The following is a 12,884-nucleotide window of genomic DNA, read 5'->3' as shown; positions in this document are numbered from 1 at the left end:
GTGGACACCTTTGCGCTGATCGTGACCATCGGTGTCGCGCTCGGCTTCACGTATACGAACGGCTTCCACGACTCGGCGAACGCCATCGCCACCTCGGTCTCCACCCGGGCGCTGACCCCGCGTGCGGCTCTGGCGATGGCCGCTGTGATGAACCTCGCAGGCGCCTTCCTGGGCCAGGGGGTCGCCAAGACCGTCAGCGAAGGCCTGATCGCCACGCCCGAAGGCCAGAAGGGGATGGGCATCCTCTTCGCGGCGCTGGTCGGAGCGATCATCTGGAACCTGATCACCTGGTACTACGGCCTCCCGTCGTCGTCCTCGCACGCCCTTTTCGGCGGCATGGTCGGCGCGGCGCTGGCCGGCGGGACGATGGTGCACTGGGACGGGGTGCTCGACAAGGTCGTCATCCCGATGTTCCTGTCCCCGGTCATCGGCCTGGTCGTCGGCTATCTGGTGATGGTCGTGATCATGTGGATATTCAGGAAGGCCAACCCTCACAAGGCCAAGCGCGGTTTCCGTATCGCGCAGACGGTCTCGGCGGCGGGTATGGCCCTCGGGCACGGTCTGCAGGACGCCCAGAAGACGATGGGCATCGTGGTGATGGCCCTGGTCATCGCCGATGTCGAGGGCCCGAACGACGAGATCCCGGTCTGGGTGAAGATCGCCTGTGCGGCGATGCTGTCCCTCGGGACGTACGCGGGCGGCTGGCGCATCATGCGGACGCTGGGTCGCAAGATCATCGAGCTGGACCCGCCGCAGGGCTTCGCGGCCGAGACGACCGGCGCGTCGATCATGTTCGGTTCGGCGTTCCTGTTCCACGCACCGATCTCCACGACTCATGTGATCACCTCGGCGATCATGGGTGTCGGCGCGACGAAGCGGGTGAACGCGGTCCGCTGGGGCGTGGCCAAGAACATCATCATGGGCTGGTTCATCACGATGCCCGCCGCGGCGCTGGTCGCCGCGGCGAGCTACGGCATCGTCGTGCTGCTCTTCGGCTGAGCCGAATCCCCGCGGCGGACGGCCGCCGCGGCCCGTAGGACACGGAATGGGTCCGCCCCTGCTCTCCACAGAGGAGCAGGGGCGGACCCTTTCGCCTTGTGGTGGCACCGCCATGCAGCACCCCAAGGCCGTCTGTGGTTATCCGAAGCGGCCCGAGATGTAGTCCTCGGTCGCCTGCACCGACGGGTTGGAGAAGATCCGCTCCGTCTCGTCGATCTCGATCAGTCGGCCGGGCTTGCCGACCGCCGAGAGGTTGAAGAAGGCCGTACGGTCCGAGACGCGTGCCGCCTGCTGCATGTTGTGCGTCACGATGACGATCGTGAAGCGCTCCTTCAGCTCGCCGATCAGGTCCTCGATGGCGAGGGTCGAGATCGGGTCGAGCGCCGAGCACGGCTCGTCCATCAGGAGCACGTCCGGCTCGACCGCGATCGCGCGGGCGATGCACAGGCGCTGCTGCTGGCCTCCGGAGAGGCCGGAGCCCGGCTTGTTCAGGCGGTCCTTGACCTCGTTCCAGAGGTTGGCGCCCTTGAGGGACTTCTCGACGATTTCGGACAGCTGGTTCTTGCGGTACGAGCCGTTCAGCCGCAGGCCGGCCGCGACGTTGTCGAAGATCGACATCGTCGGGAAGGGGTTCGGGCGCTGGAAGACCATGCCGACCGTGCGGCGCACGGTGACGGGGTCCACGCCGGGTCCGTACAGGTCCTCGTCGTCCAGCAGTACCTTGCCCTCGACGCGGCCGCCGGGGGTGACCTCGTGCATGCGGTTCAGGGTGCGCAGGAAGGTGGACTTGCCGCAGCCGGAGGGGCCGATGAAGGCGGTCACGGAGCGGGGCTCCACCGTCATCGAGATGTCCTCGATGGCCTTGTGGGAGCCGTAGTAGGCGGTGAGTCCGCCGATGTCGATGCGCTTGGCCATGTGAATCACTGCTTCTTTCGGGAGGTCGCTGATGGCCGCGTCAGCGACCGGTCTTGGGGGCCTTCCAGCGGGCGATGCCGCGGGCCACCAGATTGAGGATCATGACGAAGGCGATCAGGACCAGGGCTGCCGCCCAGGCGCGGTCGTAGGACGCGGCCTCGCCGATCTTGTACTGCTCGTAGATGTAGAAGGGCAGCGAGGACTGGGCGCCTTCGAAGGGGTTCGTGTTGATCAGCTGGCTGCCGAAGACCAGCAGGATGATCGGTGCCGTCTCTCCCGCGATACGGGCGATGGCGAGCATGACGCCGGTGGTGATGCCGCCGATCGCGGTGGGCAGGACCACCTTCAGGATGGTGCGCCACTTCGGGATGCCGAGGGCGAGGGAGGCCTCGCGGAGCTCGTTCGGGACGAGCTTGAGCATCTCCTCGGTGGAGCGGACCACGACGGGGACCATCAGGATGGTCAGGGCCAGCGCGCCCATCAGGCCGGAGGGCTCGATGCTGCCGATCAGCATGATCGACAGGATGAAGAGACCGGCCACGATGGACGGGATGCCCGTCATGACGTCGACGAAGAAGGTGACGGCCTTGGCGAGCGTGCCCTTGCCGTACTCGACCAGGTAGACGGCGGTCAGCAGCCCCACCGGGGCCGAGATGACGGTCGCGATCCCGACCTGTTCCAGGGTGCCGATCAGGGCGTGGTAGACACCGCCGCTGTCCTCGGAGCCGAGGACCCCGGCCATCGAGTGGCTGAGGAAGTATCCGTCGAGGCGCTCGGAGCCGCGGCTGATCGTGGTCCAGAGCAGCGAGGCGAGCGGGACGACGGCGACGAGGAAGCACACCCAGACGATGCTGGTGGCGAGGCGGTCCTTGGCCTGGCGCTGGTTCTCGATCACGGTCGTGGCGACGTACGAGATGGCCAGGAAGAGCAGGGCGGAGAGCAGGCCCCACTGCACGCGGCTGTGCCAGCCGGCGGCCAGGGAGATCCCCACACCGAGGGCGATCCCCAGGGCGGCGAAGCCGAGCGGGGCCCAGCGGGGGAGGCTGCGGCTGCTGAGGCCGCCCTTGCGGGGTTCCGGCGAGGTCCGAGGACGCTTGTCCTGGACGTCGGTGGTGGTGGCGTTGCTCATGCGTTGGCCCCCGAGTACTCCTTGCGGCGGGCGATGATGAGCCGGGCCGCGCCGTTGACCAGCAGGGTGAGGACGAAGAGGACGAGGCCCGAGGCGATCAGGGCGTCACGCCCGAACTCGTCGGCCTCGCCGAACTTGGCCGCGATGTTCTGTGCGAAGGTTCCGCCGCCCGGATTGAGCACGTGCAGCGAGATGAGGAAGCTCGGCGACAGGACCGTGGCGACGGCCATCGTCTCGCCGAGTGCCCGGCCCAGGCCCAGCATCGAGGCGGAGATGATGCCGGAGCGGCCGAAGGGCAGCACCGAGAGGCGGATGACCTCCCAGCGGGTGGCGCCGAGGGCCAGCGCGGCCTCCTCGTTCATCTTCGGGACCTGGAGGAAGACCTCGCGGCTGACGCTGGTCACGATCGGCAGGATCATGATCGCGAGCAGGATGCCGACGGTGAAGAGCGAGCGGGCGACGCCGACCTCGGTCTTCTCGAAGATGTACGTCCATCCGAAGAACTGGTCGAGCCAGAGGTTCAGGCCCTCCAGGTACGGCACGAGGACGAGGGCGCCCCAGATGCCGTAGACGATGCTGGGCACCGCGGCGAGCAGGTCGATCACGTAGGCGATCGGCGCGGCCAGCTTGCGCGGCGCGTAGTGCGAGATGAAGAGGGCGATGCCGACAGCGATCGGAACCGCGATGAGCATCGCGATGATCGAGCTGACGACCGTGCCGAAGAGGAGGACCGCGATGCCGAAGACCGGCGGGTCACCGGCCGGGTTCCAGTCGAAGGTGGTGAGGAAGTTTCCCTCGTCCTTCGAGATGGCTATGACGGAGCGGTAGCTGAGGAACACGGCGATCGACGCCATGAGCACGAGCAGCAGGATGCCCGAGCCGCGGGAGAGACTCAGGAAGATCTTGTCGCCGGCGCGCCCGGTGGACTTGGGGCGGCCGCGCGTGGCCGGCGGAGCCGGTGGGATGTCGAGCGGTGTGGTGGAAGCCATGGTCTTTCCGGTCTGTGTGGGGGAGCGGCTGGCTCCCCTGGCGGCGGTGCACCGGATGGGTCGGGCGGTGGGGGCCGGTCCGGAGGGGTGCGCCGGACCGGCCCGCCTGTGCGTGCGTGTCGTGCGGTGGCCTGGTTACGAGAGACCGGCGACGGTCTCGCGGACCTTGGCGTTGATGGCCTCGGGGATCGGGGCGTAGCCGGCGTCGGTGAGGACCTTCTGGCCTTCCGCGGAGGCGGTGTAGGTCAGGAAGGACTTGACGGTGCCGAGGGTGTCGGCCTTGTTGCCGGTGTCGCAGACGACCTCGTACGTGACCAGGACCAGCGGGTAGGCGCCCTCGGCCTTGGTGGTGTAGTCGAGGTCGAGCGCCAGGTCCTTGCCGGTGCCCTTGACCTTGGCGGCGGCGATGGCCTTGGAGGCGTTCTCCGAGGTGGCCTCGACCGGGGTCGCACCGCCCGTGTTGATGTCGACGGTGGTGATCTCCTGCGACTTGGCGTACGACAGCTCGAAGTAGCCGATGGAGCCGTCGACGGCCTTCACCTGGCTGGCGATGCCGGAGGAGCCGGACGCGGCCTGGCCACCGGGGGCGGGCCACTTCTTCTCGGCCTCGTACTTCCAGTCGCCCGGGGCCGCGGCGTTCAGGTACTTGCCGAGGTTCTGCGTGGTGCCGGAGTCCTCGGAGCGGTGGAAGGCCTGGATCGGCTTGTCCGGCAGCTTCACGCCGTCGTTGAGCTTGGCGATCGCCGGGTCGTTCCACTTCTTGATCTTGGTGTCGAAGATCTTGGCGAGGGTGGAGGCGTCCAGCGTGAGCTTGTCGACGCCCTCCAGGTGGAAGCCGACCGCGATCGGACCGCCGACCATCGGGAGGTTGATTCCCTGGCCGGTCTTGCAGATCTTCTTCGACTCGGCGACCTCTTCGGGCTTCAGGGCGGAGTCCGAGCCGGCGAAGCCGACGGTGCCCTGGTTGAAGGCGACGATGCCCTCGCCGGACGAGGAGGAGCTGTAGTTGACCTCCACGCCGGAACAAGCGGCCATGTAGTTCTTGACCCAGAGGTCCATCGCGTTCTTCTGGGCGCTGGACCCGGAAGCGCGCAGCTGGCCCTCGGCGTCGTCGCACTTGATGTTCGACGCCGCGGCGCTGGTCTTGTCGCCGCCCGCGTCGGCGCCGGTGTTGTCGTCCGAACCGCACGCCGTGAGGACCAGGGCGCCGGAGACGGCGAGGGCACCGAGCGCGGTGGCACGAAGCCGGTTCTTGCGCTGAAGCTTCACTTTCGGGGTGTTCCTTCCAGGAGCCGCCGCGGCTGGTGGGGACGAGGCGGCGTGCGACGGAGTGGTGCGTGGCTTGGTGCCGTGCACCGGGTACGTCCGAAATTAGGCAGAACAGGTGAAGCGCCCTACGGGGCAGAGTGAACGGCAGGTGAACCGTGCCGGGCGGGCTGGTTCCGCTGGTAGTGCGGCGGGGCAGGAGGACGCCCCGGCCGTCCTCGGGGACCGGGCCGGGACCGCACGGGCCGGTCCCCGAGGCCGGGCGCGGCCCGGCCGGGGCCTGTGAAGGGTGTCTTCGGGGCTCTGCGCGCCGGGTGCCGGGCGCGGCGGGGCCCGGCCGCCGGACGGTCCGGGTCCGCCCGCGGGGGCTCAGTAGCCGGACGGTCCCGGGTCCGCCGGTCCGATGCGCAGGAAGGCGTCGAGCTGGACGCGGTCCCCGGGACGGGACAGCCTGTCGCGGACGGTCCCCGGGGCCAGCCAGGCCAGCCGGTCGACCTCGTCGTTCGGCACGAAGGTGCCCTCGGCAGCCTCCGCCGCCCAGTAGCTGACCTCCTTGGGGCGCCCGTTCGCCGTGTACAGGGCCGTCGGCAGCGGGGCGCCCGGCACGCAGTGGTGGCCCGTCTCCTCCAGGACCTCGCGCCGGGCGGCCTCCAGCGGCGTCTCGCCACGCTTCAGCTTGCCCTTGGGGTACGACCAGTCGTCGTAGCGGGGCCTGTGGACGAGGCAGATCTCCAGCCCGCCGTCCGGGGCGCGGCGCCAGAGCACGCAGCCCGCGGCCCGCACGGTGCCGCTCATGACGCGGTCACGGCAGCCGCGTGTGGCCAGGTCTCCCGGAACACCCCGCGTGCCGCCTCCACCTCGTGCCGCTGGTCGGCGTGCAGCACGCCCAGGGCGTACGCCGTCGCGGGGGCGATGCGAGGGGTGCGCGCCGCCGCCGAGGCGGCAGCCGCGGCCTCTGCCGCGTCCCGGTGCAGGTCCAGCGCGTGCCCCGGCCCGACGAGAGCCGGATCGGGAGCGCCCCGCAGCAGCTCGTGCGCGTACCGGTGCAGCCGGAGCAGCTGACGGGCCTGGTGCCAGAGGGCGTCGTGGGCCTCGTTGTACGGTTCCACCGCCTCGTCGGGCGGCAGTGCGGCCACCGCGTCCAGCATCCGCTGCTCGGCCAGCTCGGCCGGGGCGTGCAGCACCAGGCCGGCCGGTTCCGCGGCGGAGGGCGACAGGGGGACCTCCGAGGCGAGCAGCGCGACCGCGTCCGCGACGGCGTGGAAGCGGGAGGAGCCCAGAGCCTGGAGCGCCGCCGAGTGGGCGCGGGTCCTGGCGAGGGTCAGCCGCCGTTCCAGGAGGGCTCCGGCACGGGCCGCGCCGACACCGAGTGCGGCCCGCTCCTTGTCGGTCTCGGAGGCGCCTTCCCCCGAGGGGGGCCGGGCCGCCGGGAGAGAGGCCCCGGAGAGCTGGTGCAGCGCGTCCAGGAGCCGGCCGAGGCGGGTGGCGTACGCGTGCTCCCGGGCCAGCGTGCCGGAGAGCCAGGCCAGTTCGGCTCGGAGCTGGTCGGCCCAGACCGGTTCGAGCGCGCCCCGGAAGGTGTGCAGCGTGCCGCTGATCCGGCGTGCCGCGTGGCGCAGCGCGCGGGCGGCCTCGTCGGCGCGCTGCGTGCCGGCGTCGGCGGGAGCGCTGTGCTCGCGTTGCAGCCGCAGGCCCCGCAGGAAGGAGGCGGCCTGTTCGCGCAGGTAGGGCGCGAGCACCGCTTCCGCGGTGAGGGTCGTCGTCTGGTGGTCAGGGCGTCGCACGCCGGCGCCTCCGGGCGTCAATGAGCATCTCTTGTACGTGCCGCAGCGGCTGCCCGTCCGCGTCCGTGGAGTGCCGGGTCCAGTTTCCGTCGGGGCCCAGGTGCCAGGACGAGGTGGTGTCGGACATCCCTGTCTCCAGGAGCCTGCTGAGGGCGGCGCGATGCGCGGGGTCGGTGACGCGGACCAGTGCTTCGATCCGGCGGTCGAGGTTACGGTGCATCATGTCGGCGCTGCCGAACCACACTTCGGGCTCGCCGCCGTTGCCGAAGGCGAAGAGCCGGGAGTGTTCGAGGAAGCGGCCCAGTATCGAGCGGACCCGGATGTTCTCGGAGAGGCCGCTGACTCCGGGGCGGATCGCGCAGATCCCGCGTACCCAGATGTCGACGGGCACTCCGGCCTGTCCCGCCCGGTAGCAGGCGTCGATGACCGCTTCGTCGACCATCGAGTTGACCTTGATGCGTACGTAGGCGGAGCGGCCCGCGCGGTGGTGGGTGATCTCCTTGTTGATGCGGGCGATCAGTCCGTCGCGCAGGGACTTCGGGGCGACCAGCAGCCGGCGGTAGGTCTCGCGGCGGGAGTAGCCGGAGAGCCGGTTGAAGAGGTCGGAGAGGTCGGCCCCGACCTGCGGGTCGGCGGTCAGCAGCCCGAGGTCCTCGTAGAGCCGTGCCGTCTTGGGGTGGTAGTTGCCGGTGCCGACGTGGGAGTAGCGGCGCAGCGTGTCGCCCTCCTGCCGGACGACGAGCGACAGCTTGCAGTGGGTCTTGAGGCCGACGAGGCCGTAGACGACGTGGCAGCCGGACTCCTCCAGCTTGCGGGCCCACTTGATGTTGGCCTGCTCGTCGAAGCGGGCCTTGATCTCGACGAGGACGAGGACCTGCTTGCCTGATTCGGCCGCGTCGATCAGGGCGTCCACTATCGGGGAGTCGCCGGAGGTCCGGTACAGGGTCTGCTTGATCGCGAGGACGTCCGGGTCACCCGCCGCCTGCTCCAGGAACGCCTGGACGGAGGTGGAGAAGGAGTCGTACGGGTGGTGCAGCAGTACGTCGCGTTCGCGCAGGGCGGCGAATATGTCGGGCGCCGAGGCGGACTCGACCTCGGCGAGGTCGCGGTGGGTGCCGGCGACGAACTTGGGGTACTTCAGCTCGGGCCGGTCCAGCGAGGCGATGCCGAACAGTCCGGTGAGGTCGAGCGGTCCCGGCAGCGGGTAGAGCTCGGTCTCGGAGATCTTCAGCTCGCGTACGAGCAGGTCCAGGACGTACGGGTCGATGGACTCCTCGACCTCCAGGCGGACCGGCGGGCCGAAACGGCGCCGCATGAGCTCCTTCTCCAGGGCCTGGAGCAGGTTCTCGGCGTCGTCCTCCTCGACCTCCAGGTCCTCGTTCCTGGTGACCCGGAACATGTGGTGCGCGAGGACCTCCATGCCCGGGAACAGCTCTTCGAGGTGGGCCGCGATGATGTCCTCTATCGGGACGTAACGCTGCGGGGACGCCTCCAGGAAGCGGGTGAGCAGCGGCGGGACCTTCACGCGGGCGAAGTGCCGGTGGCCGCTGACGGGGTTGCGCACGACCACGGCGAGGTTCAGCGAGAGCCCGGAGATGTACGGGAACGGGTGCGCGGGGTCGACGGCCAGCGGCGTCAGCACGGGGAAGACCCGCTGCCGGAAGAAGGTGAACAGGCGGGCCTGCTCCTTCTCGGTCAGGTCGGGCCAGCGGACCAGCTGGATGCCCTCGTCGGACAGGGCGGGGGCGACGTCCTGCTGGTAGCAGGCGGCGTGCCGGGCCATGAGCTCACGGGAACGGGTCCAGATCAGGTCCAGGACCTCGCGGGGCTGCAGCCCGGACGCGGACCGGGTGGCGACACCGGTCGCGATACGGCGCTTGAGCCCGGCGACCCGGACCATGAAGAACTCGTCCAGGTTCGAGGCGAAGATGGCGAGGAAGTTAGCCCGTTCGAGTAGCGGGGTGGTCGGGTCCTCGGCGAGTTCCAGAACTCGTTCGTTGAACGCGAGCCAACTGCGCTCCCGGTCCAGGAAACGGCCCTGGGGCAGCTCGTCGCCCTCTGCGTCGGGCTCGTAGGCGTCCGGGTCGTTGTCCAGATCAGGGTCCAGATCGGCGGCGGTGGACAGACCCGCGGGCACGGAGCCCGCGACGGCGTGCGGCCGGTGGGAGGCGAGGGAGCCGACCGACGGCTGGGCGGGCTGGACCGGGACCTCGGAGCTGGGCTGCTGGCTCATGGACCTATTCTTCCGCGCGTTCGGCTCCTCAGGCGCGTCGGAGCCCATAAAGATCGCGGAAGAAGCGGAAGTCGGTCCCGGGCCGGGGCCGCTCCCGTTGCGGGGGGTGGGCACAGCTGGCTGCATCCCGTGAGGGTCGCAAGCCCGTCTGAATGGCCGGTAACGATGACATGACGTACAGGAAGCGGTGTGGCTGCGGTGCCGTCCCCGTGCCGCCTGTCGTCACCGTAGGTGAACCCCCTGCCCGGACTCCCCCCGGGGCCCGGACAGGGGGTGGTATATCAGCCCGTGCGGCGGCGCAGGACGCGGAAGGCGACGGCGACGGCCACGGCGGCGAGGGCGAGCAGGATGCCGGTCTCGACGAGCTGGAGGGGCCAGAAGTGCGAGGCGGGGTGATAGTCGAGGTAGTGGCCGGTGATGTCGTTGTCCGCGAAACACCGGGTCCGGGCGCTCTCGGACACGGCCTGGGCGCACACGTCTTGCGGCAGCCGTTCACCGCTGCTGGTGAGGTCGCCTGCTTCCACCCACCACATGCCCTCTTTTGCGTTCACGGTGGTGCCGGTGAGCGTTCGCGAGGGCCACAGCTCCTGGCGCCGGTAGGTGAGGACAGTGAGGGCCGCGCCGGTGACGAGCGCGGAGACGGTCAACGCGTGGAGGGTGCGGCGTATCAGCAGGCCGGCGAGCGCTCCGACGCACATCCCGAAGAAGGTATGGGCGAGGGGGAGGACTCCCGAAGTGCTGAAGACAGGTGCGTCATGCCACTGGACCGGGTAGGGCGTGTCCGCATAGGACCGCGCCCAGGTGAGTACGGCCGTCAGTACGGACACACCGGCCAGCAGCAGCGCGGCGGGCACGGCGAGCTTGGCGGCGAGCCATCGGGCGGGCGACACGGACTGCGTCCAGGAGACCTTGAAGGTGCCGCTCTCCAGTTCCCTGGCGATCATCGGTCCCGCGACGAACGCGCCGGCGATCAGGGGCAGAACCCTCAGCGCCAGGCCGGCAAGGTTGAACACCCCGGTGAGGCTGAAGGTGGCGTCCATGTAGTCGCGGACGGGTTGGAGACAGCTGCGGCCAGGGTCTCCCTCGACCGAGCAGGGGCCGGACTCGAAGGCGTCGACGAGGTGCGCCGACCACAGGGCCGTCACGACGAGGGTGATCACCCCGGCCAGGGCGAGCCCGCCGGCGGTCCACAGCGTCCACCGGTGCTGCCGTACGACGAGGCGGGCGGGGCCGCGCAGCGTGGTGAGAGTGCTCATATCGCGGCCACCTCCTGCCGGGCGTGCGCGCTGGGCGTCATCAGCGGCGGGGCCTCCGGTGAGCGGAGGTGGGCCAGCAGCAGCTCCTCCAGGGAGGGTTCCGTGACGTCCCAGGCGGCCTGGTCCACCGGCCCCTCCTTCCGTACCAGTGCGGTCATCTGACGTCCCGTCGTGCGGGACTCGACGACCGTGTGCGGGGCGAGGTCGCGGACCTGGCCGGTGAGTACGGCGTGTGCCGCGACGATGTCCTCGCTCTCACCGCCCAGACGCACCCGCCCGCCGTCGACGAGCAGGAGGTAGTCGCAGGCACCCTCCAGCTCGGTGAGGATGTGCGAGGACATCACGATGGTGGTCCCGTGTTCGGCGGCCTCGGCCATCAGGACACCCATCAGCTGGAGCCGGGCGAGCGGGTCGAGATCGGCCATCGGCTCGTCCAGCAGCATGAGTTCGGGCCGCTTGCCGAGAGCGAGCGCCAGGGCGAGCCGGGTGCGCTGGCCGCCCGACAGCGAGCGGACCTTCGCGCCGTGGGGGAGCGGTCCCGCGACCCGGTCGGCAGCCGCCCGGTCCCAGGTGGCGGGGTTGAGCTCGGCCCCGGCCCACAGGGTGTCGGCCACGGTGAGCTGCGGGTACAGCGGCTTGTCCTGTGCCACGTAGGCGATACGCGGACGCGCCTCGGCGGGGGTCGAGCCGAGCACCCGCACGGATCCATCGGAGGGCCGGAGCAGGCCGGCCGTGAGGGCGAGCAGGGTGGACTTCCCGGCGCCGTTGGGCCCGACGAGGGCGCATATCCGTCCGGCGGGCAGCCGGAACGAGCAGTTACTCAGCGCCCGTCCACGCCGTCTCCCGTAAGCCATACCGAGGCCGTTCGCCTCGATCGCGGCACCTGTCATGAGTCCTGGTCCCCCTTGAATGTGCTGTCCAGTACGTCGGTGAAGAGCGCGCTCACGTCGTCCCTGTCCAGGCCGGCGGCGCGGGCCCTGCGGGTCCACTCGGTGAGCTCGGCACGCAGCGGCGGGTCGGTCGTGACCGCCGCGCTGCCGAGGGTCCGGCGGACGAAGGTGCCCAGGCCCCGGCGGGCCTCGACGAGTCCTTCGCGTTCCAGTTCGCGGTAGGCCTTGAGCACGGTGTTCGGGTTGATCGCCGTGGCCTCGACGACCTCGCGGGCCGTGGGCAGACGGTCGCCCGGCTCCAGCACACCGAGACGGAGCGCCTGCTTGGTCTGCTGCACGATCTGGAGATAGGTGGCGACGCCGCTGCGCCGGTCGATACGGAACTCGACCGCTGCGGACTCTGCCATGTTCACCACCCTTTCACTAATTGAGTAGTGAAAGGGTGGCGCAAGAGAGGGGCGACGTCAAGTGACGCCGCCCCTGGGAGCGTTGGTGCTGCTCAGGACTCCGTGCGGTACATCAGGTCGACCTCGTGCGTGGCGAAGCCCATCCGCTCGTACACCGACACGGCCGCCAGGTTGTCGGCGTCGACGTAGAGCATGGCCGTGGGCAGCCCCAGGGAGGCGAGGTGGCGCAGTCCGATCGCGGTGAGTGCCTTGCCGAGGCCGCCGCCCTGCGCGTCGGGCCTGATGCCGACGACGTAGACCTCACCGAGCTCGTCCTCGGCGTGCACCTTCGTCCAGTGGAAGCCGATGATCTCCCCGTCGCGCTCGGCGAGGAAGAAGCCCTTGGGGTCGAACCAGGGCTCGGCCTTGCGGTCGTCCAGGTCCCGCTGGGTGAGGGAGCCCTGCTCCGGGTGGTGCGCGAAAGCGGCACTGTTGACGGCGAGCCAGGCCGCGTCGTCCTGGCCCGGCACGAAGGTGCGGACGGTGACGCCCGGCGGGAGCGGCGGCTCGGCGATGTCGAGGGTGTCCAGCGGGCGGCGGAGCTGGCGCAGTTCGCGGAAGAGGGAGAGGCCGAGCACCTGTGCCAGGTGCCGGGCGGCAGACTTGCCGCCGTGCGCCCAGACCCGCAGCCGCTTCCCCGTCGCGGCGAGGAGCGCGGCACCCAGCGCCCGGCCGTGCCCACGGCCCCGGTGGGCGGGAGCCACGACCAGCTCGGCGGCGGGGGCCTCGACGGGATCCGCGTCCTCCAGCTGCGCGTAACCGGCCAGGGTGCCGTCGACGCTGAGCAGGAAATGCCGTACGCCCTCACGGTGACCGCCCCTCAACTGCAGCCGCCCCTGCTCGGAGACTGCCTGCCGGCCATCGGTCCCGGCGGCCTCGCCGAGGAGGGCCAGGACGGCGTCGGCCTGCTCGGGGGTGAGCGCGTCGAGGGTCTCGATCTCGCGTCCGGGGGAGGGGAGGGGTGCGTCAGTCGTCAT

General features: G+C 70.3%; 12 protein-coding genes. 1 reads left to right on the top strand and 11 read right to left on the bottom strand.

From position 1 onward, the window contains the following. Complete coding sequence (locus P8A20_RS16600) at window positions 1-999, top strand: inorganic phosphate transporter (protein ID WP_147958436.1); 999 nt, start codon at window positions 1-3, stop codon at window positions 997-999. Window positions 1,000-1,137: 138 nt separating this feature from the next. On the opposite strand, the gene pstB is transcribed toward P8A20_RS16600, so the two are convergent. The 11 genes from pstB to mshD form a co-directional block, all read right to left on the bottom strand. Beyond that, entirely contained in the window at window positions 1,138-1,914 is a 777-nt protein-coding gene (gene pstB / locus P8A20_RS16595; protein ID WP_147958435.1) for a phosphate ABC transporter ATP-binding protein PstB, read from the bottom strand. A 40-nt stretch (window positions 1,915-1,954) separates the two neighbouring features. Then, complete coding sequence (gene pstA / locus P8A20_RS16590; protein ID WP_147958434.1) at window positions 1,955-3,043, bottom strand: phosphate ABC transporter permease PstA; 1,089 nt, start codon at window positions 3,041-3,043, stop codon at window positions 1,955-1,957. Further along, window positions 3,040-4,032 (bottom strand): phosphate ABC transporter permease subunit PstC, encoded by a 993-nt coding sequence (gene pstC, locus P8A20_RS16585; protein WP_147958433.1) that lies wholly within the window; start codon window positions 4,030-4,032, stop codon window positions 3,040-3,042. Before pstC ends, pstA begins: the two co-directional genes overlap by 4 nt. 135 nt (window positions 4,033-4,167) lie before the next feature. Continuing rightward, complete coding sequence (pstS, locus tag P8A20_RS16580; RefSeq protein WP_147958432.1) at window positions 4,168-5,301, bottom strand: phosphate ABC transporter substrate-binding protein PstS; 1,134 nt, start codon at window positions 5,299-5,301, stop codon at window positions 4,168-4,170. Between the two features lie 366 nt (window positions 5,302-5,667). Continuing rightward, window positions 5,668-6,093: an NUDIX hydrolase gene (locus P8A20_RS16575; RefSeq protein WP_147958431.1), complete on the bottom strand. Its 426-nt coding sequence runs from the start codon at window positions 6,091-6,093 to the stop codon at window positions 5,668-5,670. Continuing rightward, entirely contained in the window at window positions 6,090-7,082 is a 993-nt protein-coding gene (locus P8A20_RS16570; protein WP_147958430.1) for a CHAD domain-containing protein, read from the bottom strand. The genes P8A20_RS16575 and P8A20_RS16570 overlap by 4 nt, the downstream gene beginning before the upstream one ends. Continuing rightward, window positions 7,069-9,315: an RNA degradosome polyphosphate kinase gene (locus P8A20_RS16565; RefSeq protein ID WP_306103756.1), complete on the bottom strand. Its 2,247-nt coding sequence runs from the start codon at window positions 9,313-9,315 to the stop codon at window positions 7,069-7,071. Before P8A20_RS16565 ends, P8A20_RS16570 begins: the two co-directional genes overlap by 14 nt. 281 nt (window positions 9,316-9,596) lie before the next feature. Continuing rightward, window positions 9,597-10,571: an ABC-2 membrane transporter-related protein gene (locus tag P8A20_RS16560; protein ID WP_306103755.1), complete on the bottom strand. Its 975-nt coding sequence runs from the start codon at window positions 10,569-10,571 to the stop codon at window positions 9,597-9,599. Further along, the gene (locus P8A20_RS16555; RefSeq protein WP_306103754.1) at window positions 10,568-11,461 is read right to left on the bottom strand and encodes an ABC transporter ATP-binding protein; all 894 of its coding nucleotides are present in this window, start codon (window positions 11,459-11,461) and stop codon (window positions 10,568-10,570) included. Before P8A20_RS16555 ends, P8A20_RS16560 begins: the two co-directional genes overlap by 4 nt. After that, on the bottom strand, window positions 11,458-11,868 hold the full coding sequence (locus P8A20_RS16550) for a GntR family transcriptional regulator (protein WP_147958427.1): 411 nt from the start codon (window positions 11,866-11,868) through the stop codon (window positions 11,458-11,460). Before P8A20_RS16550 ends, P8A20_RS16555 begins: the two co-directional genes overlap by 4 nt. A 92-nt stretch (window positions 11,869-11,960) precedes the next feature. Next, window positions 11,961-12,884: a mycothiol synthase gene (gene mshD, locus P8A20_RS16545; RefSeq protein WP_306103753.1), complete on the bottom strand. Its 924-nt coding sequence runs from the start codon at window positions 12,882-12,884 to the stop codon at window positions 11,961-11,963.

The sequence above is a fragment of the Streptomyces sp. Alt3 genome (genome assembly GCF_030719215.1).
Lineage (GTDB): Bacteria > Actinomycetota > Actinomycetes > Streptomycetales > Streptomycetaceae > Streptomyces > Streptomyces glycanivorans.
This window is presented reverse-complemented; position numbering and strand designations above follow the sequence as displayed.